Origin of the sequence: Yoonia sp., from assembly GCF_030731595.1 — a bacterium.
Taxonomy (GTDB): domain Bacteria; phylum Pseudomonadota; class Alphaproteobacteria; order Rhodobacterales; family Rhodobacteraceae; genus Yoonia.
The window spans coordinates 1-21,887 of record NZ_JANQTS010000088.1; the positions used below are offsets into that span (position 1 = coordinate 1).

General features: G+C 58.6%; 24 protein-coding genes and 1 tRNA gene. 14 read left to right on the forward strand and 11 right to left on the reverse strand.

Translation table 11 applies throughout. From position 1 onward, the window contains the following. From NWQ23_RS10075 to NWQ23_RS10090, 4 genes are all read left to right on the forward strand, one after another. A partial coding sequence (locus NWQ23_RS10075; RefSeq protein WP_306166173.1) for a class I tRNA ligase family protein occupies positions 1-1,119 on the forward strand: 1,119 nt, incomplete at its 5' end. A gap of 31 nt (positions 1,120-1,150) precedes the next feature. After that, entirely contained in the window at positions 1,151-2,278 is a 1,128-nt protein-coding gene (locus NWQ23_RS10080) for a pyridoxal phosphate-dependent aminotransferase (RefSeq protein WP_306166174.1), read from the forward strand. Positions 2,279-2,326: 48 nt separating this feature from the next. Beyond that, a complete protein-coding gene (locus tag NWQ23_RS10085) occupies positions 2,327-2,509 on the forward strand; it encodes a hypothetical protein (protein WP_306166176.1) in 183 nt (60 codons plus the stop codon). 100 nt (positions 2,510-2,609) lie between these two features. Continuing rightward, positions 2,610-2,990 carry a DUF305 domain-containing protein gene (locus NWQ23_RS10090; RefSeq protein ID WP_306166178.1) on the forward strand — a complete coding sequence of 127 codons (381 nt, stop codon included), beginning with the start codon at positions 2,610-2,612 and terminating at the stop codon, positions 2,988-2,990. Here the strand turns inward: NWQ23_RS10090 and NWQ23_RS10095 are convergent. Next, positions 2,987-4,162 carry an alanine--glyoxylate aminotransferase family protein gene (locus tag NWQ23_RS10095; RefSeq protein ID WP_372340122.1) on the reverse strand — a complete coding sequence of 392 codons (1,176 nt, stop codon included), beginning with the start codon at positions 4,160-4,162 and terminating at the stop codon, positions 2,987-2,989. The two genes, NWQ23_RS10090 and NWQ23_RS10095, sit on opposite strands and share 4 nt — an antisense overlap. 218 nt (positions 4,163-4,380) lie before the next feature. Here NWQ23_RS10095 and NWQ23_RS10100 point away from each other — a divergent pair, with 218 nt between their 5' ends. After that, on the forward strand, positions 4,381-5,115 hold the full coding sequence (locus NWQ23_RS10100) for a folate-binding protein YgfZ (protein ID WP_306166180.1): 735 nt from the start codon (positions 4,381-4,383) through the stop codon (positions 5,113-5,115). Between the two features lie 2 nt (positions 5,116-5,117). Here NWQ23_RS10100 and efp read toward each other — a convergent pair whose 3' ends face one another. Then, positions 5,118-5,681, reverse strand: a complete 564-nt coding sequence (gene efp, locus NWQ23_RS10105) for an elongation factor P (RefSeq protein WP_306166182.1) — start codon at positions 5,679-5,681, stop codon at positions 5,118-5,120. Positions 5,682-5,896: 215 nt separating this feature from the next. Between efp and NWQ23_RS10110 the strand changes: the two genes are divergently transcribed. Beyond that, positions 5,897-6,220, forward strand: a complete 324-nt coding sequence (locus NWQ23_RS10110; protein WP_306166184.1) for a DUF6280 family protein — start codon at positions 5,897-5,899, stop codon at positions 6,218-6,220. A 53-nt stretch (positions 6,221-6,273) separates the two neighbouring features. Here NWQ23_RS10110 and NWQ23_RS10115 read toward each other — a convergent pair whose 3' ends face one another. Then, positions 6,274-6,852, reverse strand: coding sequence for a cobalamin biosynthesis protein CobQ (locus NWQ23_RS10115; protein ID WP_306166186.1), 579 nt, complete (start codon positions 6,850-6,852; stop codon positions 6,274-6,276). A gap of 52 nt (positions 6,853-6,904) precedes the next feature. Here NWQ23_RS10115 and NWQ23_RS10120 point away from each other — a divergent pair, with 52 nt between their 5' ends. Then, the gene (locus NWQ23_RS10120) at positions 6,905-8,350 is read left to right on the forward strand and encodes a cobyric acid synthase (RefSeq protein WP_306166188.1); all 1,446 of its coding nucleotides are present in this window, start codon (positions 6,905-6,907) and stop codon (positions 8,348-8,350) included. Between the two features lie 3 nt (positions 8,351-8,353). Here the strand turns inward: NWQ23_RS10120 and NWQ23_RS10125 are convergent, their stop codons facing one another. The 4 genes from NWQ23_RS10125 to NWQ23_RS10140 all read right to left on the reverse strand — a co-directional run bounded on the left by NWQ23_RS10125 (position 8,354) and on the right by NWQ23_RS10140 (position 11,369). After that, a complete protein-coding gene (locus tag NWQ23_RS10125; RefSeq protein ID WP_306166190.1) occupies positions 8,354-8,866 on the reverse strand; it encodes a hypothetical protein in 513 nt (170 codons plus the stop codon). A gap of 246 nt (positions 8,867-9,112) precedes the next feature. Beyond that, positions 9,113-10,477, reverse strand: coding sequence for a TolC family outer membrane protein (locus NWQ23_RS10130; protein WP_306166192.1), 1,365 nt, complete (start codon positions 10,475-10,477; stop codon positions 9,113-9,115). Positions 10,478-10,531: 54 nt separating this feature from the next. Continuing rightward, positions 10,532-11,185 carry a protein-L-isoaspartate O-methyltransferase gene (locus NWQ23_RS10135; RefSeq protein ID WP_306166194.1) on the reverse strand — a complete coding sequence of 218 codons (654 nt, stop codon included), beginning with the start codon at positions 11,183-11,185 and terminating at the stop codon, positions 10,532-10,534. A 110-nt stretch (positions 11,186-11,295) separates the two neighbouring features. Beyond that, positions 11,296-11,369: transfer RNA gene (locus tag NWQ23_RS10140), tRNA-Cys, on the reverse strand. A 194-nt stretch (positions 11,370-11,563) separates the two neighbouring features. On the opposite strand from NWQ23_RS10140, the gene neuC reads away from it, so the two are divergent. The 3 genes from neuC to NWQ23_RS10155 are packed head-to-tail and all read left to right on the forward strand — an operon-like array spanning position 11,564 to position 15,207. After that, a complete protein-coding gene (neuC, locus tag NWQ23_RS10145; protein WP_306166196.1) occupies positions 11,564-12,688 on the forward strand; it encodes a UDP-N-acetylglucosamine 2-epimerase in 1,125 nt (374 codons plus the stop codon). Next, entirely contained in the window at positions 12,672-13,931 is a 1,260-nt protein-coding gene (locus tag NWQ23_RS10150; protein ID WP_306166198.1) for a 3-deoxy-D-manno-octulosonic acid transferase, read from the forward strand. Before neuC ends, NWQ23_RS10150 begins: the two co-directional genes overlap by 17 nt. Continuing rightward, the gene (locus NWQ23_RS10155) at positions 13,921-15,207 is read left to right on the forward strand and encodes a 3-deoxy-D-manno-octulosonic acid transferase (protein WP_306166200.1); all 1,287 of its coding nucleotides are present in this window, start codon (positions 13,921-13,923) and stop codon (positions 15,205-15,207) included. Before NWQ23_RS10150 ends, NWQ23_RS10155 begins: the two co-directional genes overlap by 11 nt. Here NWQ23_RS10155 and modC read toward each other — a convergent pair. From modC to NWQ23_RS10175, 4 genes are read right to left on the reverse strand one after another with little or no spacing between them, the layout of a single operon-like run. Then, complete coding sequence (gene modC / locus NWQ23_RS10160; protein ID WP_306166202.1) at positions 15,204-16,265, reverse strand: molybdenum ABC transporter ATP-binding protein; 1,062 nt, start codon at positions 16,263-16,265, stop codon at positions 15,204-15,206. The genes NWQ23_RS10155 and modC overlap by 4 nt on opposite strands. After that, positions 16,262-16,960, reverse strand: a complete 699-nt coding sequence (gene modB, locus NWQ23_RS10165; protein ID WP_306166204.1) for a molybdate ABC transporter permease subunit — start codon at positions 16,958-16,960, stop codon at positions 16,262-16,264. Before modB ends, modC begins: the two co-directional genes overlap by 4 nt. Then, entirely contained in the window at positions 16,957-17,694 is a 738-nt protein-coding gene (modA, locus tag NWQ23_RS10170; RefSeq protein WP_306166205.1) for a molybdate ABC transporter substrate-binding protein, read from the reverse strand. The genes modB and modA overlap by 4 nt, the downstream gene beginning before the upstream one ends. Positions 17,695-17,738: 44 nt before the next feature. Further along, complete coding sequence (locus tag NWQ23_RS10175; RefSeq protein WP_306166207.1) at positions 17,739-18,896, reverse strand: acetoin utilization protein AcuC; 1,158 nt, start codon at positions 18,894-18,896, stop codon at positions 17,739-17,741. Between NWQ23_RS10175 and NWQ23_RS10180 the strand changes: the two genes are divergently transcribed. The 4 genes from NWQ23_RS10180 (at position 18,879) to NWQ23_RS10195 (ending at position 21,852) form a co-directional block, all read left to right on the forward strand. After that, positions 18,879-19,403: an NUDIX hydrolase gene (locus NWQ23_RS10180; RefSeq protein WP_306166209.1), complete on the forward strand. Its 525-nt coding sequence runs from the start codon at positions 18,879-18,881 to the stop codon at positions 19,401-19,403. The two genes, NWQ23_RS10175 and NWQ23_RS10180, sit on opposite strands and share 18 nt — an antisense overlap. A 63-nt stretch (positions 19,404-19,466) precedes the next feature. Next, a complete protein-coding gene (locus NWQ23_RS10185; protein ID WP_306166304.1) occupies positions 19,467-19,871 on the forward strand; it encodes a DUF1178 family protein in 405 nt (134 codons plus the stop codon). A gap of 22 nt (positions 19,872-19,893) precedes the next feature. Continuing rightward, entirely contained in the window at positions 19,894-20,544 is a 651-nt protein-coding gene (locus tag NWQ23_RS10190; protein ID WP_306166210.1) for an SDR family NAD(P)-dependent oxidoreductase, read from the forward strand. Between the two features lie 69 nt (positions 20,545-20,613). Beyond that, on the forward strand, positions 20,614-21,852 hold the full coding sequence (locus NWQ23_RS10195; RefSeq protein WP_306166212.1) for an aspartate kinase: 1,239 nt from the start codon (positions 20,614-20,616) through the stop codon (positions 21,850-21,852). Positions 21,853-21,887: the final 35 nt, after the last annotated feature.

Genomic DNA, 21,887 nt, shown 5'->3' on the forward strand with positions numbered 1-21,887 from the left:
TTCCACACGGTCTATCTGCACCAGTTGGTCCGCGACGCCAAAGGCGAGAAGATGTCCAAGACCAAGGGCAACGTCATCGACCCGCTGGATATGATCGACCTTTACGGGGCCGACGCCCTGCGCTTTTCCAACGCGCAGATGGCGGCCCTTGGCGGTGTGCTGAAAATCTCCGAAGACCGGATCAAAGGCTATCGCAACTTCGGCACGAAGCTGTGGAATGCCTTCAGCTTTGCCGAACATTACGACATCGCCTACCCCGGCGATGCGGTGCGGCCAGAGGCCAGCCAAACGCTGAACAAATGGATCATCGGTGAAACCGGCAAAGTCCGCGAGGCGGTGGACGCTGCGATGGAAGCCTACCGCTTCAACGATGCCGCAGACGCGCTTTATGCCTTCACTTGGGGCAAGGTTTGCGACTGGTATCTGGAATTTTCCAAGCCGATCCTGCAGGGCGAGGATGCGGCGGCCAAGGCCGAGACGGAACAGACCCTGCGCTGGGTGCTGGACCAATGCCTGATCCTGCTGCACCCGATCATGCCTTTCATCACCGAAGAACTGTGGCAACTGGCCGACAACCGCGCCAAGATGCTGGTGCACGCTGATTGGCCGACCTACAGAGCCGCCGATCTGATCGACGCCGAGGCCGACCGCGAAATGAACTGGGTCATCGGGCTGATCGAAAACACCCGCTCTGCCCGCGCGCAAAGCCATGTGCCCGCAGGGGCCAAAGTGCCACTATTGGTCATGGGGCTGGACGCCAAGGGGCAATCGGCTTGGGACAATAACGCCGTGCTGATCCAGCGGCTTGCACGCATCGACAGCCTGACCCATGTCGACACTTTCCCCAAAGGCTGCGTCACGATCCCGATGGAAGGCGGCACCTTCGGTCTGCCCTTGGCCGATCTGATCGACGTACCCGAAGAAATCGCACGTCTGGAAAAGACCCTGCAAAAGCTGGCCAAGGAACTCGGTGGCCTGCGCGGGCGTCTGAACAACCCAAATTTCGTGGCCTCTGCTCCGGACGAGGTTGTGGCCGAGGCCAAGGAAAATCTGGCCCTGCGCGAAAACGAAGAGGCCCAGATCAAGGCCGCCATCGCGCGACTGGCCGAGATCGGTTAAACCCAAAGTCCAAAGGCATCAGGCAGGCACCATGACAAAACCGCAACTGACTCCGCTGGCGCAATCCCTGCCCGCCTCGGTCCCTTTCGTCGGACCCGAAGCGCAGGAAAGACAGCGCGGCCTGCCCTTTGTGGCCCGTCTGGGGGCCAACGAAAGCGCCTTTGGTCCATCGCCCAAGGCCATCGCCGCCATGCAACAGGCGGCAAGCGAGGCATGGATGTATGGCGACCCCGAAAGCCATGATCTGCGCGCGGCTTTGGCTACCCATCACGGAATCGACCCCAAGGCGATTATGGTCGGCGAAGGGATCGACGGCCTTCTGGGTTTGCTGGTGCGGCTTTATATCGGGCAAGGCGATGCGGTCGTGACCTCCGCAGGGGCCTATCCGACGTTCAACTATCATGTGGCGGGCTTTGGCGGCATCCTTCATGCGGTCCCCTTCAAAGGCGACCATGAAGACCCTGATGCATTGATCGCTGAGGCGACCGAGACTCAGGCCAAACTGATCTATATCGCCAACCCCGACAACCCGATGGGGAGTTGGCACACGGGCGATGTGATGCAGGATATGATTGACAGGTTGCCTGAGGGCTGTCTGTTGATCCTTGACGAGGCCTATCTTGACCTTGCCCCTGCAGGCACCGCCCCCGCACTCGATACCACGGCAGAAAACGTGATCCGGATGCGCACCTTTTCCAAGGCACATGGGCTGGCGGGTGCGCGTGTCGGTTACGCGATCGGTGCGCCCGAGGTCATCAACGGCTTCAACAAGGTCCGCAACCACTTTGGCATGTCGCGGATCGGGCAGGCTGGCGCGCTTGCGGCGATCCAGGACGCGGCCTGGCTTGTCCATGTGCAAGATGCGGTGCGCGCAGCGCGGGATCAGATCGCGGAGATTGCGGCGCGGAACGGGCTGACTGCCCTGCCCTCGGCCACCAACTTTGTGACGATTGATTGCGGGCAGGACGGCGCTTTTGCGCGTGCCGTGCTGGGCGCGCTTGTCGATCAGGGTATCTTTGTGCGGATGCCGTTTGTCGCGCCGCAAGACCGCTGTATTCGCGTCAGTTGCGGCACGCCTGAGCAGCTTGATGCCTTTGCAGCGGCATTGCCATTGGCCTTGGCCAAAGCACAAGACAGCAAACACGAAAAATTAGGGTGATTTTCGGATAAAGCGGTTTAGAATTCTTGCAGCAGCAGGGACCAACCGATGTCACGACACTCTATCCGACCTGCGCCAGACTATACAGACGCGTTTCTGGTCAGTTTTGGCGTCCTGATTTTCATGTTTTTGTGGATGATCACCGCAATGCTGGGCTTTGTCTGGGGAATCGCTGCCGGATACGGGATTAATTGGCTATTCCAACGGCTCAGCAGAAAAGGCACAGGCTAGGAATTCTCTGCGCGGGCATCACCGCGCGTGACAGAAACGTGATTTGCGTTCCAGTAGGGAGAATAAGCGATTCTTTGGGCCACATTTCTGGAGAAAACCAATGCAAAGAATCGTCCCCGCCCTTGTGACAGCCCTGCTTTTTTCGACTGCCGTGTCAGCGCAACAGACCACCGTCGATCATTCCGCCCATGGTGGCAGCGCGATGACCGAAACATCCGCATCAACTGCCGCCTTCGAGCAGATCAACGCCCAGATGCATATGGATATGGCCATCGCGTTCACCGGAGATGCTGATACTGACTTTGTGCGCGGCATGATCCCGCACCATGAAGCAGCGGTTGCGATGGCACTTGTCGTGCTCGAGCACGGCTCTGACCCCGAGGTCCGCAAACTGGCCAACGAGATCATCGCAGCACAGGAGGCCGAAATTGCCTGGATGAATGCCTGGCTTTCCGCGAACGGGGTTCCTGCGACGAATTAGGCCGTAGCCACCAGTTGAGATGCAGCTTCCAACGCGCCCTTGCCGTGCGGGATATGCAAGGCCTTCAGCGCGGCGTCGATGGTTCCCAGAGCGCCCATGATCATATGGGCGTTCACATGACCCATATGGCCGATCCGGAAGTATCCATCCGCCGGAGAACGGCCCAGCCCGATACCCAGTGTCAGTCCGCATTTATGTTCGCACCAGTGCCGCAAAGCGTCACCATTTGGCGATCCGATGACCACTGATGTCACCGCGTGCGACCGATGGGCAGGGTCCGCGATATTCAGGTGCATCGGCCCCTCGCTGGACCAGCGATCAAAAGCAGCCCAGATAATCTGCGCCAGCTTTTCATGGCGGGCAAAGACGTTATCAAGCCCTTCCGCCTTGATCATGTCCAATGCGGTCCGCAGCCCGAAGATATGATGGGTGGGTGCCGTGCCGTCGAAATACTGGAAATACATCTCTGGATCGACGCGTGGCCGCCAATCCCAATAGGTGGTCACACAGTTACCGCGTGCCGCGCGTGCCTTTTCATTGAACCACACAAAGCTCATGCCAGCAGGGGTCATCAGCCCTTTTTGGCAACCCGAGACCATCACATCGACACCCCATGCATCCATCTCGAACCGGTCACAGCCTAGCGAGGCGATGCAATCGGCCATCAGAAGGGCCGGGTGACCAGCACGATCCATCACCGCGCGCAGACCCGCGATATCATTCTTGACGCTTGTCGATGTATCCACATGCACCGCAAGCACGGCTTTGATCCGGCCATCTTTGTCAGCCGCAAGCACCTCTTCAACGCGCGCAAGGTCGATCGGCGACTGCGCCCCATGGTCAATGGTTTCGACCTTGGCACCCATGCCAGCGGCCATCTCGCCCCAGCCGATGCAGAAACGGCCCGTGGCCAGCACCAGCACCGTGTCACCCCGGCTCAGCACATTGGCAAGTGCGGCTTCCCAAGCTGCATGTCCGTTCCCGATATAGATCGCGACATTGCTGTCTGTCATGGCAACGGCTTTCAAATCCGGCACCAAACTGGCCGTGATCTCATGCAACTCGCCCTCGTAGATATTTGGCGAGGCGCGGTGCATGGCCCGCAAGACAGCATCGGGCATGACGGATGGGCCGGGAATCGCCAGATAGGGGCGGCCGTGGGACAATGACATTGGGGAGGCTTTCTTCGGTAGTTTCATTCGGACATTAACGTGGCACTTTGCAAGGTCAAGCTTGCCCAACTTGCGCGACCACACCATTTGCAATTAGACCAAGCCAAGCATAGATCCAGAAGGGCCGCTGATGCGTGCGTCCAGCCCGAAATTGGCGGGGCGCAGGACTTTGGCGATTGTGCACCGCGTGTAATTCTCGCAACCGGAAGGCAAAGACAATGGATGAACGGACAGTTCTTTCTCTGGGCGGCGCGGACCGCGTTTCTTTTCTGCAAGGTTTGGTGACCAATGATGTGACCAAAGCGGCAGAGGGGATCATCTACACGGCCCTGCTGACGCCGCAGGGCAAGTTCATCGCAGATTTCTTTGTCATTGGTCAAAAGGACCGTTTGCTGATTGATGTGGCGACGTCGCATGCCCAAATTCTCGGTCAGCGCCTTATGATGTATCGGCTGCGTGCGGCGGTGACGATCGCGCAGACCGACATCGTGGTCTCGTGCGGAACCGGCCCCGCGCCGCAAGACGCACTGGCCGATCCGCGCCATGCTGCGCTTGGATGGCGCAGCTATGGTGAAACAGATGTCAGCGACGGCACGGATTGGGATGTGATCCGCGTCGCACATAAAATCCCCAAGACAGGCATCGAGCTTACCGAAGACACCTATATTCTTGAGGCGGGCTTTGAGGCGCTCAACGGCGTCGACTTCAAGAAGGGTTGCTTTGTCGGACAGGAAATCGTGGCACGGATGAAGCACAAGACCGTTCTCAAGAAAGGTCTGGCTCAAGTCGCCATTTCAGGCACCGCTGCACCGGGTGCAGAGATTACGGCAAACGGAAAACCGGTTGGGGTTCTGCATACGATTTCAGGACCTCATGCCCTCGCCTTCTTGCGGTTTGACCGCGCAGAAGGCGAAATGCAAGCTGGCGAGGCGACGCTGACCCGCGTGACCTAGGATCAGGCGCGCTCTGCGTACTCGAACGTTTCAGTGTTCACGACGATGTCTTCGTCCTGGCCCACAAAAGGTGGAATCATGACACGCACACCGTTGTCGAGGATCGCAGGCTTGAAGCTGTTGGCGGCAGTTTGACCCTTCACCACAGGCTCTGTCTCGACAATCCTGCAGACAACTTTTTGGGGCAAACTGACGTTCAACGCCTCTTCGCCGTAGTATTCGATCTTGACGGTCATCCCGTCCTGCAGGAACGGACGACGATCCCCCAGAATATCGGCCGGCAATGCAATCTGCTCATAGGTCTCGGTGTCCATGAATGTCAGCATATTGTCGGTCTCGTACAGGAATTGCTGGTCTTTCTGGTCCAGCCGCACGCGTTCCACCTTATCAGCGGACCGGAAGCGTTCATTCAATTTGCGACCGTCACGCAGGTTCTTGAGTTCAACCTGCGCAAAGGCTCCACCCTTGCCGGGCTTCACATGGTCCACCTTTACTGCACCCCAAAGACCACCTTCGTGATCCAGGACATTGCCGGGGCGGATTTCGTTACCGTTGATTTTTGCCATGGGTCACTTCGTTTCAGATGGGTTGCAATGGTTGATATATTGTCTGCGCAGCCTATATCTGGGCAGACAGAGCGTGACAAGATGATCTGGATTTCGGGCGTGAGCCATGCAGTATTCGCATAGCTGCCATTCCAAAAGAGAACCCCCGAATCGGATCAGAAAATGCATAAAGGCCCGCACGCGGGAACTACAAGAGCAAAAAAAAGGGAAATATGATGAGAGATTTCGTCGACGGTACAGCCTTCAACAACGAACAAGGCAACCGGGCCCGCAAACTGTTTGCAGCTGTCGTTTTGGCAGCCTTGGATGATGCGATTGCGGACGACAAGAAATATGGCAACGGACCAGAGCAAATCGCACGTTGGGCGCGTTCGCGCGACGGCCGCGAAGTGCTGTCTTGCGCAGGGATTGACCCGAACGAGCGCGTCGTGAACGGCTTGATGGAGTTCGTCGGCAAGGGTGTACGCACATCTGTTGCGCTGTCACGCGAAGAAAGCGAACGTCGCAATGCTGCCGAACTGGAAGCACGCGCCGCTTAAGCAAACACTGCGGTAAATTCAAATGACGCGGTCCTCTGGGCCGCGTTTTTGATTCAGGGACCCGTGAACATCAGCGCAAAGATGATGAAGGGCGTAAATTCCAACAGCCCCAAAGCGACAATCAACCCGCGCATCCAGCGCCCTTTGTAGCGCCGCCACAGGACACCGCAGCACAGCACTGACGCCGTGACCTCGATTGATCCGGCAAGATTGCCGTAGTGATCGGGATCCCAATAACTGACCGGGCTTTGAAAGACCCAGTTGCTCAGCGGCCAGAAATGCGCACGCCCATCGTCGTTATGCAGCAAAAAGTCGAAACCAAGGTGCAACAGCGCTGCACCGCAAAGCGCCAGCGTGACAGGTGAACGAAACATCGCCCCCAAGGCAAGCCCGATTCCCCAAAGGATGATCGAGTTGTCGATCCGAAAGATGCTTTGCCATGCGTCCGAGAAATAGAGCTGGCCAAACACAATGCTCGGCGCCGTCCCCAAGACCTGCAAATGCCAGCCAGCAAGCAGATAAAGTGACAGATCAGGGATCAGCGCACCCGCAAAGGCCGCAGCCGTCACTGCGGGCCTTTGGGCTTTGCCAAAGGCTGTCAGCCCAAAAATCAGATGTGCCGGCGTGTTCATCCTCTTTCCCCGCGCCTCATGCGCCCCTATGAAGCTAGATGAGGGAGCGGCGATGACCAGAGCAATCATGATACAAGGTGCGGGCTCGAACGTGGGCAAGTCGATGCTGGTGGCGGGTATCGCGCGTGCTTGTGTGCGGCGCGGCATGTCGGTGGCCCCCTTTAAGCCGCAGAATATGTCGAATAACGCGGCCGTCACTGCCGATGGCGGGGAAATTGGCCGCGCGCAAGCCTTGCAGGCCATGGCGTGTGAGCTGGAACCGCTGGTCGATATGAACCCCGTCCTGCTGAAACCCGAATCCGAGATCGGCGCGCAGGTCATCGTTCAAGGCAAACGCTTTGCCACGATGCGAGCGCGGGACTATGGCAAACAGAAGGCCAAGCTCTTGCCGCCGGTTCTGGAAAGCTTTCGGCGCATTGGCAAAGGTCGCGATCTGGTGATCGTCGAAGGGGCGGGAAGCCCTGCTGAAGTCAACCTGCGGGAAGGCGATATTGCGAATATGGGTTTTGCAACGGCCGCCGGGGTGCCTGTTGTGCTGATCGGTGATATCGACCGTGGCGGGGTGATCGCGCAACTTGTGGGAACCCACGCCGTTCTGCCGCCCGCAGACAAAGCGCTGATCAAGGGCTTTGCCATCAACAAGTTCCGCGGAGATGTCACACTTTTTGCCGAAGGCATGGACATTATCGCAGACCGCACCGGTTGGGCGCCTTTGGGCATCGTTCCGTGGTTTTCGGATGCCTGGAAGCTTCCCGCAGAAGACGTGATGGATATTGCCAGCCGCAAGGGCGGGGCCATCAAGATTGCCGTACCCCGGCTGAACCGTATCGCAAACTTCGATGACCTCGATCCCCTGACGGCCACACCGGACATCAGTGTCGAAATCATCGAAGCAGGCCGCCCCCTGCCCGGTGATGCAGACCTGATCATCATACCCGGCTCCAAGTCGACGATCGCTGATCTTGCCCATTTTCGTGCACAAGGCTGGGACATTGATTTGCACGCGCATGTGCGACGTGGCGGGCATGTCTTGGGCGTGTGTGGCGGCTATCAGATGCTTGGCAAAGAGATCATCGACGACGACGGGATCGAAGGGCCGCCTTCTCGCGTAACGGGTCTTGGACTCTTGGATGTCCGCACTGTGATGGCGCCACAAAAGCGGCTTGCCCTTTCACAGGCAACCTATCTGCCCACAGGTGATCGCGTGAGCGGCTACGAAATCCACATCGGCACGACCACCGGTCCGGACTGCGCGCGTGCATGGCTGTCGATTGATGGACGCGGAGAAGGTGCGGCTTCGGCAAATGGGCGTGTGAAAGGGTGTTACCTGCACGGTCTTTTCGCCGCCGACGCCTTTAGATCTGCCTTTATGGCGGACCTGGGCAAGCCGGTGGTAGATCATGATTATGCCGCAAGTGTCGAAGAAACGCTTGATGCGCTCGCGATCCACCTCGAAACACATTTGGATATCGACCAGCTTCTGGGCCTGACAGAATAAAGCCTAGTCCTGACCCATCTCGCGGCTGGTCAAAACGCGATTGATCTCGCGACGCACCAGCTTGCGGACATTGCGGGTGATCCGTTCACCCAAAGCGCCACCCAGCTCATCTTGCACGACCTCCAAAACCAAGGCGCGCAAGGCGTCTTCGTCAATTGCAGTCTTGAAGTCGATCGCCATCAGGTTTTCGTCGTCATCAGTATCGCGAGCGGGACTGGCTGGAACGGCGGTAATTTGCTCATCGGTATGACTGGCTGGCATTTCCTGCTCTGTAACAGGCTCTACCTCCGAATCAGCCTGCGCCATCTGGAACGCGCTTACTGCCCAAGCGTGCTGTTCGAAGCTCTCGCCTTCATCAGGCTCCCAGTCATCTGACTGCGCTATGACAGCGGCCTCAAGTTCGGCAATCGTGGCTTCAAGTCCGGCACGCTCGGTCGGCTGTCCTGAGTCAATCGACAACACATTGTCGGACCCTTCCACGCCATCAGCACCAACAAAAGCGGGGGTTTCAGTCATTTCCAAGTCAATGACCCGCTGGTCTGGGGTCAAAACCAAGCGGTCCTCTTGCGCAAGCAAGCGGGACTTTCTTGGTTCCTTGTGCGAAACAAAATCGCGTACAGACGAGACCAGTTGGTCGATATCATCTGTATGTGCCGTCTTGGACATCCTGATCATCCCAATTTTGCACCCAGTAATAATAGCTTACCGGAACATGATACGCCGTTCAACCAAGACGTGTCAGATGGAGTTGGCAGGAAGTCGTTACTCTTTCCCGATCGCTTCAAGGATACGGTCAAGGGCTTGCCCCTGAGGAGAGATCGCAACAGGTGCGCTATCAACAAGGTTATAGTAAGCGGCGGGATCATACTGCTGGACCGGCAAATTCAAGTGATCGGCAGTCAATAGACCCATCGCCGCCAGCAATGAATAGGATGCCACCACCTCGTCCGATTGAGCCGCGATACGGTTCGCACGCGCATCGAGAAGTTCCTGTTCTGCATTCAGCACGTCCAGTGTCGTCCGCGATCCGAGCGAGGCTTCTTCACGCACACCCTGAAACGCCACCTCTGCCGCACTGATCTGCTGCTCGGAGGCTTGACGCGATGCCTGTGCCACTTGCAGAGAGGCATAAGCATTGCCCACCTGCTGCTCGATACCCAGCACCGTCAAATGCAATCCCGAGCGTGTCGCATCCCGGTTAGAGCGGGACTGCCTGATCTGGCTGGCAATCAGTCCGCCATTGTAAATGGGACCGCTCAAGGTCAGACCCAATTGGCCGGAACTGTTGGAGTCATCATCGGCACTGACAGACGCATTCAGCGACACGCGCGGCCTGACCGATGCCTCGGCCCGCAAGACGTTCAAATCAGCAGCAGCAACCGAATGCTGGGCCTCAAGGATGCTGGGGTGATTGCGCACGGCGAATGCCTTGGCATCAGACAGGCTGCGCGAGACAGGTGCGGGATTGACGGCGCGCGCATTTTGCGCTGGCGCGCCGACGGCCACGACATACTCTTCCTGTGACCGCGCAAGATCGCCTTGCGCTGCGGCCAAAAGGCTGCGCGCCGCAGCAAGGCGGGCCTCGGCCAAAGCAACATCGGTGCGCGTCACTTCGCCAACCTCGAACCGGTCTTGGGCCGCGCGGAACTCTTGCGTGATCAGACGCACGTTATTTTCGCGCAGCTGTACAAATTCGCGCGCACTCAAGACGCTCATATAAGCTTGGACCGCACGCAGCAGCACATTCTGCTCAACCCCGCGCAGGGCCTGACGCGTCCCCAGAACCACTTCCTTTTGTGCTTCGATCGCAAGACGGTTCGCACCACCATTGTAAAGCGTCAGATCCGCACTGATCCGGGCAAGAGCCGAAGTCGTCGTCGTTTCCACTGGCACATCGACACGTGACCGGTTGGCTGAGATCGACCAGTTGATGACCGGCAATGTTGCGGAAACAGACTGCGCCACACCTTCATCAGCAGCACGCAAAAGCGCGCGGTTCTGATCCAGCAAACCGGAATTGTTATAGGCCGATGTGAGCGCATCTGCCAATGTCTGTGCTGGCGCAGCCGAGCCGACACACAATGACATTATCATTGCGATCGTGGCGATACTCTTACGTCTGATCATGCGATACCCTCGCTTGTTTCTCTTTGGTACGCGAAACACCGCGCGAACGATCATTCAAAGTGCAAACACAGTGCGTTTTTCGAAGCCTGCCAAGACAGGCGCGCCAGCATTAAACGCAAAGCGCCAGTTGACGGTGCCGTCGATCTTGTAGCCGATACGCGCGACCCCAAGGTTTCCCTCTAGGAAGACAGCCGCAATCCGGCCGCCTTCACGCAATTGGTCAATCAACATGACAGGCACCTCTTCAACACCGCCTTGCACGATGATGATGTCATAGGGCCCGGATTTTTGAGCCCCTTCGGCAAGCGGCCCAGACATGACCGCCGCGTTGTCGATCCCGTGCTCTGAAAGGATCGTCTGTGCGGCTGTTGCACGGGTTTCGTCATCCTCGACCGCCACAACGAAGTCACACATCTTCGCAAGGATGGCAGTCGAGTATCCCAGACCGCATGCAACATCGAGTGCGACATGGGATGGCTGGACATCCAACGCATCAAGCATCTTTGCCAGCGTGCGAGGCTCAAGCAACACCCTGCCGTTTCCAATATCGAGGTTCTCACCCACATATGCCGCCTCGCGCAGGCTGTCAGGCACAAAGGTCTCGCGCGGCACAGCGAGCATCGCATCTATGATGGGAAATTTTGTCACGTCAGACGGACGCACCTGTGTGTCGACCATCATTGTGCGGCGGGCAGTATAGTCAGTCACGATCTAAACTCTTTCGTTCAGTTGATATGCTCTTGATGGCACAATCATCGCAAAGCGGCAACATGCATCACGCAGGGTGCGCGTCAGGAAAATGAGGAAAATTTGGGCATTGGAGGCGAGTACCGGAATCGAACCGGTCTACACGGATTTGCAATCCGCTGCATAACCTACCTGCCCACTCGCCTCGTGATCCTGTCACCTAAGGATGACGCTTGATAAGGTCAAGCTGTTATCAGCGTGTGCGGCCAATCTGGCGTTGATATTGTCTGCGCAGGCGGCACAAACGTAGCAAGCCAGTTTCCTTTCGCCGGGCACAGGGTTAGTGTGCTCCAATCATCAAAAGCGGCTCTGCCGAAATCGCCGTCATTTGGAACTACTATGCAGCGTTCACTTCTTTTTGTTACCGGCACCCGCGCTGATTTTGGCAAGTTAGAGCCGCTCGCGATCGCCGCGCGGGACGCGGGTTTTGCGGTCTCGTTCTTTGTCACCGGGATGCATATGCTCGAACGCTACGGGCTGACAAAACTCGAGGTGCACCGGATGCCGGGTGTCACGGTGCATGAGTTTCTCAACCAGCGGCCCGGGGATCCGCAGGATACGGTACTGGCCAAGACAGTGATCGGATTTTCCGATTTCGTCAAAGAGCACACCCCCGATCTTGTCATCATCCACGGAGACCGTGTCGAGGCTCTGGCATGCGCCTTGGTTTGCGCCACCAATTACATCCGCTGCGCCCATATCGAAGGCGGTGAGGTTTCGGGCACGATCGACGAGATTTACCGCCACTGCAACAGCAAGCTGTCCAGCCATCACTTTGTGTCTTCTGACGAAGCGGGGCGCCGGGTCATGGCGCTGGGCGAGGACGCCAGCAAGATCTATGCCATCGGATCGCCGGAACTGGATTTTCACGCAGGGCCCTCGGGTGTCAGCCTGGCGGATGTCAAGGAACGCTATGATCTGCCTTTTGATGAGTTTGGCATCTGTGTTTTTCATCCCGTCACCTCTGAAAAGGACACGATAGGCGCGCAGGCCGCGGCACTGTTCAAGGCTTTGGACCAGTCCGGCCATAACTTTGTTGTCATCGCGCCGAACAACGACCCGGGCTCTGACGCGATCTTTGCCGCTATCGCGCAAGTCCCCAAGGCGCGGTTTCGCGTGCTACCCTCGATGCGCTTTGCCCATTTTTCAGAGTTGATGAAAAATGCCAGCGCGATGGTGGGCAATTCGTCGGCGGGTGTGCGCGAAGCTCCGTTTATCGGCCTGCCCTCGCTGGATATCGGCACCCGCCAGACCAACCGGGCCAAGGCGCCCTCGGTCCATTTTGCGGATGCGGGCGAGGCGACGGCCATTGCGGCCTTCTTGCAGAAGGAATGGGGTAAATCCTATCCGCGCCATGACGCCTTTGGCGGCGGCAATGCGGCTGACCGCTTTGTGCGTGTCCTGCAATCAGAGACTTTCTGGGCCGGTTCGCTGCAAAAGACTTTTCATGATCTCGCCGACTGACATGCACCGTGGCTTTGCCCTGCGGGCCTATCTTGGGGTCAGCTATCTGTTTGCGCTGATCGCCAAGCCCGTTTTGCGCCGCAGGCTTGCCCGCGGCAAAGAACATCCCGACCGCTGGCCAGAGAAGCTTGGGCTTGGGCTTGCGGTCCGACCCGAAGGCAGGCTGATCTGGCTGCATGCGGTGGGTCTGGGTGAAGTCCTTTCGCTGCGGGGATTGATCGCACGGATCGGGGCGGCCTATCCCGACATCTGCTTTCTAGTGACCTCGACCACCGCCGCCTCTGCCGATGTCTTTGCCAAGAACGCACCGGACCGCACGGTCCACCAGTTTCTTCCCATTGATGCCCCGCGATACCGCAAACGCTTTCTGGATCACTTTACCCCTGACCTCTGTGTCTGGGTGGAACAAGACCTCTGGCCCGGTTTCGTGAGCGACCTTGCCAAACGGGGCATTCCCCAATGCATGATCGCGGCGCGTATGAATGCCAGATCACTAAAATCGCATCAGCGCGCCGCATCGCTTTACCGCGATCTCTATCAAGCGATGGCCCTTGTGACAGCGCAGGAGCGCATCACCGCGTCCAATCTGGAAAGGCTCGGCGCCAAACCCCGCATCACGGGGTCACTCAAGCCTGCAGCCCCTGCCCTGTCGACTGATCCGGCGACAGGCGAGGCCCTGCAAAACGCGGTCGCGGGGCGCTTTGTCTGGGCTGTGGCATCGGCCCATCCTGAAGATGCGGCCATCGCGCAAGAGGCGCATGGGTTGTTGCGCCAGACGGACCCGACTGCCCTGTTGATTGTCGCACCGCGCTTTGCGCAGGCTTTCGCAGACCACCCTGCCCCCCGCTGGTCCAAAGGTGACCTGCCCGCGCCCGCAGACCCGATCTGGCTTTGTGACACATTGGGCGATCTTGGCTTGGTTTACCGCGCAGCGCAGGCTGCATTGATCGGCGGCACCTTCAATGCAATCGAAGGGCATAACCCTTGGGAAGCCGCCGCACTTGGGTGCGCTATCATGCACGGCCCGCGCACGGCGAATTTCAAGCAGGACTATACCGATCTGGATGCGGCCAAGGCCGCATTACCCGTGTTCGATGCTGTCGAAACAGCTAGGGCTTTGACATCTGGCCTGCTGGGCGCGACCGCCCGGAATGCCACACAATGTGTCGCGCAATCCAGTGCATCGACCGATGAACTGGCAACCAGACTGGTACAAATCCTCGAGGCCTCTGATGGCCGGTAGATTTCCCAGCATGAAACTGCGGTTTGCATTGATCGGCTATAGTCTGATTTGGTGGCTTCTTTTGCCGGTGATCCTGCTCTATCTCAAACGGCGCGGGCGCAAAGATCCGCTTTATGCGCAATGCATCAGCGAGCGCTTTGGCAAATACCGCAACCCTGTCAGAAATCCCGTCTGGGTCCATGCGGTCTCTTTGGGTGAAATGCGCTCTGCCACGCCCTTGATCCGCGCGCTGCTGGCCGAGGGAGAGAAAGTCGTTACCACACATTTCACCCCTGCTGGACGCCGCGAAGCCGAAAGGGAATTCGCACGCGAGATCAAAACAGGCCACTTGCAAGCCATCTGGGTTCCGTTTGAATACGGGTTTGCCTACAGGCGGTTTCTGTCAGCCTTTGCCCCAAAATACGGGCTGGTGATGGAAATCGAGATTTGGCCCCGTATGATCATGGCCTGCCGCAGCCAAGGCACCCCGCTTTTCATGTGTAATGCGCAATACCCCAAGAAAAGCTTTGAAAAAGACAAAGGCGGATTGCGGGCGGCACTGCTGGCAGGGTTTGCGGGCGGTTTCGTGAAATCCGAAGGCCAGCGTGAGCGGTTTGCAGATGCAGGCATGACGAATATCCACATCACCGGCGAGCTTCGCTTTGACCAGCCGATCCCGCAGGCCCATCTGGATGCTGCGGCAGCAAGCAAGATGGCGCTGACCAAAGGCCGGCCCAGCTTTACGCTGACCAGTGTGGTTGAAGGCGAAGATGCTCTTTACATCGCGATGATCCGGCAATCGCCGGGGAATTTCTTTACCTACGTGCCGCGTGCGCCCGAACGGTTTGACGAGGTGGCAGAGATGCTCTCGGCCGCGGGGCTTCGCTTTGCGCGACGGGCGGACCTTTTTGATGCGGACCTGCAACTGACCAAAGACCAACCCGAGATCGACGTGCTTTTGGGCGACAGCATGGGCGAGATGTATTTCTATCTGGGGCTGTCTGACCGGGCAATCGTGGGCGGCGGATTTCACCCCAAGGGCGCACATAACATCATCGAACCCCTTGCGCTGAAGAAGCCCGTTATCGTCGGGCCGCATATCTGGACCATCGCGTATCCCGCGACCGAGGCGATTGCGGCGGGCGTCTGCCTGCATGTTCAAACCGAAACAGAACTTTTGAACGCGGTCCGGCACCCGACACAGATTGCCGATGCACAGATCACAGAATTCTATGCAGATCATGCCGGCGGCGTCGGGCGCACCTTGGCGGCCATACCTAGGGCGCTGGAAACCTAGCGGCCAATGTCCTCTGGACCGACCGCCGTGGCTTTGATGATCGCATAAATCTTCTGTCCAACCGCAAGACCCATGCGCTGTGCGCTGCGCCGCGTGATCCGCGCCAAAAGCTGGTCTTCCCCCGCCTTCAGCCCGACAGCAACCCCCGGACCTCGCCCTATTTCGATCCGCGTGATCACGACCGGCAGAACATTCAGCGCGCTCAGCCCTGTTGGTGCCTCTTTTGACAAGATCACGTCTTGGGCAGGGATCCGCAAGCGTACCGTCTGTCCCAAGACACCCAGCATCCCCGGCAGCAGCAACCGCCCGCCAGAGAACGAAAGCTCTGTCAGGCCGTCATCCAAAAGCCGCCCCGCGATCTTGGTGGTTATCACCGCACCGGCGGCCCTGACGCCCAGCAAGGGGACTGCTTCTGGCTGTGACAAAACAGTCTCGACTGGCCCAGCGATGTTCACTTTGCCCGCCTCTAGCACAACCAGCGTCGTGGCCAGCCGTGCAACCTCTGACACATCGTGGGTAACATACAGGATGGGAATTTTCACCTCGTCCCGCAGCCGTTCGATATAGGGTAGAATCTCGGCTTTGCGCGGGGCATCAAGTGCAGCAAGCGGCTCATCCATCAGCAAGATCTGCGGATCACACATCAGCGCACGGCCCAAAGCCACGCGCTGCCGTTCGCCACCCGAAAGCCCTGAAGGCATCCGGTTCAGCAAGTCAGCCAGCCCCAGCACTGCGATCACGTTGTCGGCGTCATGGGTGCCGCCATAGGTCAGGTTGCGCTTCACCGTCATATGCGGAAACAGGCGTGCATCCTGAAAAACATAACCGATCCGGCGTTTCTGCGGCGGCAGATTTACCCGCGCGGCGCTGTCAAACAGCACCGTATCCCCAACTGTGATCCGGCCACTGTCAGGCCGCATCAACCCCGCAAGCCCGTTAACGATCGTTGTCTTGCCAGAGCCTGATCGCCCGAAAATCGCTGTCACACCGGCAGGTGCGACAAATTCCGCATCCAGTTGGAAATCTCCCAGCTGTTTGTGGATGGCAACCGCGATCATGTGCGACCCAGTCTGCGGGCCATGCGCCGCGCCAGCCATTCTGAGACCAGCAAAGCCCCCATCGCCAGGATCACCGAGACGATAACAAGCCGCAGCACAGCAGGTTCGCTGCCCGGCACTTGCAAGAGCCCGTAGATTGCCGTCGGGATTGTTTGGGTCTGGCCCGGGATAGCCGCGACAAAGGTGATCGTTGCGCCAAACTCGCCCAAGGCTTTGGCAAAGCCCAGCACACTTCCCGCCAGAATACCGGGCAAGACCAGGGGCAGCGTCACACTGCGCCAGACGCGCCCACGTGAAGCGCCCAATGTCAGCGCGGCATCTTCCAGCCCTGGATCAACCGCCTCGAACCCCAACCGGATCGCGCGCACCATCAGGGGAAAGGCCATGATTCCCGCAGCAAGTGCCGCGCCGGTCCAGCGAAAGGCAAAGGAGATGCCGAAGGTCTGTTGCAGAAAGCCCCCAATCGGCCCTTGCTGTCCGAACACCACCAGTAGCAAATACCCCGTCACCACTGGCGGCAGGACCAAAGGCAGGTGGACGAGCCCGTTCAGAAGCTGCCGGCCGGGAAAGGATTTGCGCGCCAGCACATAGGCGATCCAGACCGCAAGCGGCAAAGCCGCCAAGGTCGCCACCAGCGCCACACGCAAGGACAGAAAGATCGCCGTCCATTCCTGTGGGCCAAAAAGACTGCTCACTTGGCCGCAACAAGCGGTGACAGGAACCCTGCATCTGCCAAGATCGCCTGTCCTTCCGCACTCAGAACAAAGTTGAAAAACGCACGCGCTGCGGGGTCTGCGTTTAGGCTCAGAGCTCCGACATAGCGGATTGGTGGATGGCTTTCAGGCGGGAATGTCGCGACAGTCACGACCGCATCGCTGATACGCACATCCGACTGATAAACGATCCCCAACGGCGTCTGCCCTCTGATCACCAGTGCCAAAGCGGCACGCACGTTGTCGACCTCTGCCAGTTGGTCTTGTACGACATCCCAAAGTCCCGATGATTGCAGCGCGGCCTTGGCATAGATGCCCGCAGGCACGGATTCAGTCAGGCCGACCGCAAGGCGTCCATCACCCAAAGCCCCCTGCAATGCCACAGGTTCAAGCGTTAGCGGCGCCGCGCCTGCCTGCCCGATCATAACAAGACGGTTGCTGGCGAAATCGGCAAGCGTTTCAGGCTGCACATTGCCACCTTCCACAAGCACGTCCATCCAATCGACATTGGCAAGCAAAACCACAGCTGCGGGGGCCCCAAGACTGACTTGACGGGCCAGTGTGCCGCTGCCGCCATATGAAACGACAACATCATCGAATAAGGCCGCCATGCGGTCGAGCGGTTCCTTCAGGCTGGCGGCCGCGAAAACCAAGACCTCGGCCCGCGCAACGGGCGCCGCCAAGATGAAGACCGCACAAAATAGAAGGGATCGCATGTTCATGGCCCATTTATCGGGGTCTTCAGCAGGGCTTGCAAGCCTCAAAGCCAGACCACTTGACGCGCTGCCAAGTGATCGGCGCGTTGCCGCACATCATCCCCGATTGGACCCACCCGGGGTTGGTCACGCAATGTCGCGATCCAATGCGGCTCTGGTCTGTGTTGCCGGATTGGGCCTTGCCATGTCAGTGCGGCCAGAACCGCTTGCGCGGCAGGCGGCAGGACATCGGGGATCTCAAAGTCATTCAACACAGCCCAGACACCAGCCCAAAGCCGCCCGACAGACCACGGGTTATATCCACCACCTCCCAGAACAAGATAGCGCGGCGCAAGCGGGCGAAGCGCCGCGACAATGGCCCAATGGGCATTGTTCGACAGCCTCAGCCGTGATTGCGGGTCTTCGGTCACGGCATCCGCACCACATTGCAGAACGATCGCATCGGGCCGGAATGCAGCGACTGTGGGCAGGATCACAGTGTCGCGGATCAGGGCCATTTCATCATCATGAAGCCCCGCCGGGACAGGCAGGTTAAAGAGATTTCCTGCACCGCGAACAGTGATCTGGCCAGAGCGTGGCCACCGGTTTTCTTCGTGGACAGAGACCAGAAGCGTCTCGGGATCATCTGCGAAAGCATGCTCCACCCCGTCAGGATGATGCGCGTCGATATCCACATAGGCGATGCGCCGCGCCCCATTGCGGCGCAAGGACTGGATCGCCAGCACCGGATCATTGAGATAGCAAAACCCGTTGGCGCGGTCCGGCATCCCGTGATGTGTGCCGCCCGCAGGGGAATAGATCACGCCACCCTGCGCCAGCAACTCGCCAGCCAGCAGCGATGCGCCTGCAGAGGTGGCGGGGCGGCGATACATTTCAGGGAAAACGGGGTTCGAGGGCGTGCCCAAACCATGCCGCTGCCGCACATCCTCTGTGACGGCTTGCGCCGCCTCTGCTTGTTGCAAGGCGGCAAGATAGGCGGGCGTGTGATAGCCTTCCAATGCTGCCGCTTTTGCGCGCGGGCTGACCACAAATTGGGCAGACGGCAACCAACCCAGCGCGCGGGATAAATCCATCACGGTTGACACGCGCGGCACGCGCAAAGGGTGCCACGCACCATAGCTGGAATTGCGATAGATTTCGGACCCGATAAATCGCGGCAAGGGGGTTGCCCGTCCAACAAGGTCATGCGTAACGTCGGCCATAGGCAGGATGTAACGCTTTTTGTGTTGGAGAACATGGCGAAATTTGTCGCAAAACAGCTTCCACTCAAATTGCGGACAGGCGGCAAAACCGATGTGCGGGCACAGTTTGCCGCCCTGTGCTGGCGGATCAAGAACGACGAAGTGCAGGTCTGTCTGGTCACCAGCCGGACGCGCAAGCGCTGGATCATCCCCAAAGGCTGGCCCATGCACAAGCAAACACCGGCGAATGCTGCCGCAACCGAAGCTTTCGAGGAAGCGGGTCTAAGTGGCGAGGCTCTGGATATCTGCCTTGGCGTATTTACGCACTCCAAGCCGCAGAAGGTTGGCAATGCGCCCATCATTACCTTGGTCTACCCCGTTCAGGTCAATCACGTGCACAGCGAATGGCCTGAAAGACACGAACGCCGCCGCAAATGGTTCAGCCTGTCCAAAGCAGCCAAGAAACTCTCGGAGCCAGAGCTCAAACGCATTGTTGCATCCTTCAAGCCGCATAAGATCGGGCGCTAGCCAAAGCTTGCACGCGGATGCAAAAGGTCTATCTAATTGCTGAACCCAAACAGACAGGGCGCGATGATCCGCTATCACCTCAAATGTGACCAGAACCACGAATTCGAAAGCTGGTTCCAGTCCGGTGCCGCTTTCGACAAGCTGGTCGCGGCTGGCATGATCAGTTGCAACGCTTGCGGCTCGACCGCGGTTGCCAAGTCGATCATGGCACCGGCTGTCAGCACATCACACGAGATCACAGCCCCCAAAGCCACACCAAACCCGATTGAAGCCTTGCGCGCCAAGGTCGAGGCAGAATCCGACTATGTCGGCCGCGCCTTTGCCAAAGTGGCGCGCGATATGCATGACGGCCTATCGCCAGAGCGGCCGATTTACGGCGAGGCCAATCTTCAAGAGGCCAAGAAACTGGTCGAAGACGGCATTCCTGTCGTGCCTTTGCCATTTGTGCCCCGCAAGAAAACCCACTGATCGCATAGAAAGGGCACAGCCCATGACCATCCTGATCACCGGTGCCAACCGCGGTATCGGCAAAGCGCTTTTTGATGGCTACCAGCAGACTGGCCAAGAGGTCATCGGCACCCACCGTCAGGCCAAGGCCGGGGCGATGCGCCAACTCGATGTCACTGACCCCGCATCACACGCGACACTTGCCGCTGATCTGGCCAAGACGCAGCTTGATCTGCTGATCTGCAATGCTGGTATCTACAAAGACAAGGGCCAGAGCCTGACAGACGGGTACCCCGCGCAGATGTGGGCCGAAGAATTTGCAACCAATGTCACAGGCGTTTTCCTGACCATCCAGCATTTGTTGCCGCATCTCAAACGGTCAGGTGCGGGCAAGATCGCGATTATCTCCTCGCAGATGGCGTCTGATACCCGCGCGCCCGGCGGCAGCTATATCTACCGCGCAAGCAAGGCCGCGGCCTTGAACCTTGGGCGCAATCTGGCCGCCGACCTCAAGACGCAGGGGATCGCCGTTGGCATCTATCACCCCGGATGGGTGCGCACGGATATGGGAGGAGGCAGCGCAGAGATCAGCGTCGCAGAATCGGCCTCTGGTTTGATGGAAAGATTTGCAGCATTGAGCATCGCCACAACGGGTTGCTTCGAAACATGGGACGGTCGGGCGCACGCTTACTAACCGATTGCCCTTCCAGACAGTGGGCATTAAAGGAAGCAGCGAATAAAGACCCGTTTCCTAGGAAGACCCATGCCAACGCTTGTGATGAAATTTGGCGGCACTTCGGTGGCCAATCTTGACCGGATCGCGCGCGCGGCCAAGCGCGTGGCGGTCGAGGTCGCCAATGGCTATGATGTGATCGTCATCGTGTCGGCCATGTCCGGCAAAACCAACGAATTGGTCGGCTGGGTCAGCGAGACCGCACCGCTTTACGATGCACGCGAATACGATGCCATTGTGTCATCCGGCGAAAACGTGACGGCAGGGCTGATGGCTTTGCGCTTACAGGAGATGGATATTCCGGCACGCAGCTGGCAGGGTTGGCAGGTGCCGGTCATGACCACCTCGGCCCATTCGAATGCCCGGATCGAGGAAATCCCGACAGAGAAGATCAACGCCAAGTTCGGCGAAGGTATGAAAGTGGCTGTGGTTGCAGGTTTCCAAGGCATCAGCCCGCAGGGGCGGATCACGACGCTGGGACGTGGCGGGTCAGATACAACCGCCGTGGCTTTCGCCGCGGCCTTCGGCGCAGAACGCTGCGACATCTATACGGATGTGGACGGGGTCTATACCACCGACCCCCGGATCACGAGCAAAGCACGCAAGCTTGACAAGATCGCCTTTGAGGAAATGCTGGAACTGGCGTCTTTGGGCGCGAAGGTCTTGCAAACCCGCTCTGTCGAACTGGCGATGCGGTATAAGGTGCGCCTGCGGGTGCTGTCATCATTCGAAGAACCATCGGACAGCGCCGGAACGCTGGTCTGCGATGAGGAGGAAATCATGGAATCCAATGTTGTGGCCGGTGTCGCCTATTCGCGTGACGAAGCAAAAATGACCCTTATCTCGGTTGCGGACCGGCCCGGTATCGCTGCGGCGATCTTTGGCCCGCTGTCAGAGGCGGGTGTGAACGTGGATATGATCGTGCAGAACATCTCTGAAGAGGGTCGGACCGACATGACGTTCTCTTGCCCCACAGATCAGGTGATGCGGGCGGAAAAGGCCATGCAGGATGCCAAGGCTACGGGGGCGATCAACTTCCACGACCTGGTCGTCGACGAAGGCGTGGCCAAAGTCAGCGTTGTCGGGATCGGCATGCGCAGTCACACAGGGGTCGCGGCCAAGATGTTCCGTGTTTTGTCTGCTGAAGGAATCAACATAAAGGTCATCACGACCTCAGAGATCAAGATTTCCGTGCTGATTGACAGAAAATACATGGAACTTGCTGTGCAGGCCCTGCATGATGCCTTCGAATTGGAAAAGGCTGGCTGATCACACTGCGTGACGGCCCGCCGAAGTGGGGGCTG

What these genes read in the sequence shown, in the direction of transcription:
- NWQ23_RS10185 (WP_306166304.1), top strand. Translation starts at nt 19,467, where the DNA reads ATGATCCGCTATCACCTCAAATGTGACCAGAACCACGAATTCGAAAGC.
- NWQ23_RS10130 (WP_306166192.1), bottom strand. Translation starts at nt 10,477, where the DNA reads ATGATCAGACGTAAGAGTATCGCCACGATCGCAATGATAATGTCATTG.
- NWQ23_RS10180 (WP_306166209.1), top strand. Translation starts at nt 18,879, where the DNA reads ATGCGTAACGTCGGCCATAGGCAGGATGTAACGCTTTTTGTGTTGGAG.
- efp (WP_306166182.1), bottom strand. Translation starts at nt 5,681, where the DNA reads ATGGCAAAAATCAACGGTAACGAAATCCGCCCCGGCAATGTCCTGGAT.
- NWQ23_RS10125 (WP_306166190.1), bottom strand. Translation starts at nt 8,866, where the DNA reads ATGACTGAAACCCCCGCTTTTGTTGGTGCTGATGGCGTGGAAGGGTCC.
- NWQ23_RS10120 (WP_306166188.1), top strand. Translation starts at nt 6,905, where the DNA reads ATGACCAGAGCAATCATGATACAAGGTGCGGGCTCGAACGTGGGCAAG.
- NWQ23_RS10150 (WP_306166198.1), top strand. Translation starts at nt 12,672, where the DNA reads ATGATCTCGCCGACTGACATGCACCGTGGCTTTGCCCTGCGGGCCTAT.
- NWQ23_RS10175 (WP_306166207.1), bottom strand. Translation starts at nt 18,896, where the DNA reads ATGGCCGACGTTACGCATGACCTTGTTGGACGGGCAACCCCCTTGCCG.
- NWQ23_RS10195 (WP_306166212.1), top strand. Translation starts at nt 20,614, where the DNA reads ATGCCAACGCTTGTGATGAAATTTGGCGGCACTTCGGTGGCCAATCTT.
- modC (WP_306166202.1), bottom strand. Translation starts at nt 16,265, where the DNA reads ATGATCGCGGTTGCCATCCACAAACAGCTGGGAGATTTCCAACTGGAT.
- NWQ23_RS10085 (WP_306166176.1), top strand. Translation starts at nt 2,327, where the DNA reads ATGTCACGACACTCTATCCGACCTGCGCCAGACTATACAGACGCGTTT.
- NWQ23_RS10155 (WP_306166200.1), top strand. Translation starts at nt 13,921, where the DNA reads ATGGCCGGTAGATTTCCCAGCATGAAACTGCGGTTTGCATTGATCGGC.
- neuC (WP_306166196.1), top strand. Translation starts at nt 11,564, where the DNA reads ATGCAGCGTTCACTTCTTTTTGTTACCGGCACCCGCGCTGATTTTGGC.
- NWQ23_RS10080 (WP_306166174.1), top strand. Translation starts at nt 1,151, where the DNA reads ATGACAAAACCGCAACTGACTCCGCTGGCGCAATCCCTGCCCGCCTCG.
- NWQ23_RS10090 (WP_306166178.1), top strand. Translation starts at nt 2,610, where the DNA reads ATGCAAAGAATCGTCCCCGCCCTTGTGACAGCCCTGCTTTTTTCGACT.
- modA (WP_306166205.1), bottom strand. Translation starts at nt 17,694, where the DNA reads ATGCGATCCCTTCTATTTTGTGCGGTCTTCATCTTGGCGGCGCCCGTT.
- NWQ23_RS10115 (WP_306166186.1), bottom strand. Translation starts at nt 6,852, where the DNA reads ATGAACACGCCGGCACATCTGATTTTTGGGCTGACAGCCTTTGGCAAA.
- NWQ23_RS10100 (WP_306166180.1), top strand. Translation starts at nt 4,381, where the DNA reads ATGGATGAACGGACAGTTCTTTCTCTGGGCGGCGCGGACCGCGTTTCT.
- NWQ23_RS10190 (WP_306166210.1), top strand. Translation starts at nt 19,894, where the DNA reads ATGACCATCCTGATCACCGGTGCCAACCGCGGTATCGGCAAAGCGCTT.
- NWQ23_RS10095 (WP_372340122.1), bottom strand. Translation starts at nt 4,162, where the DNA reads ATGTCATTGTCCCACGGCCGCCCCTATCTGGCGATTCCCGGCCCATCC.
- NWQ23_RS10110 (WP_306166184.1), top strand. Translation starts at nt 5,897, where the DNA reads ATGAGAGATTTCGTCGACGGTACAGCCTTCAACAACGAACAAGGCAAC.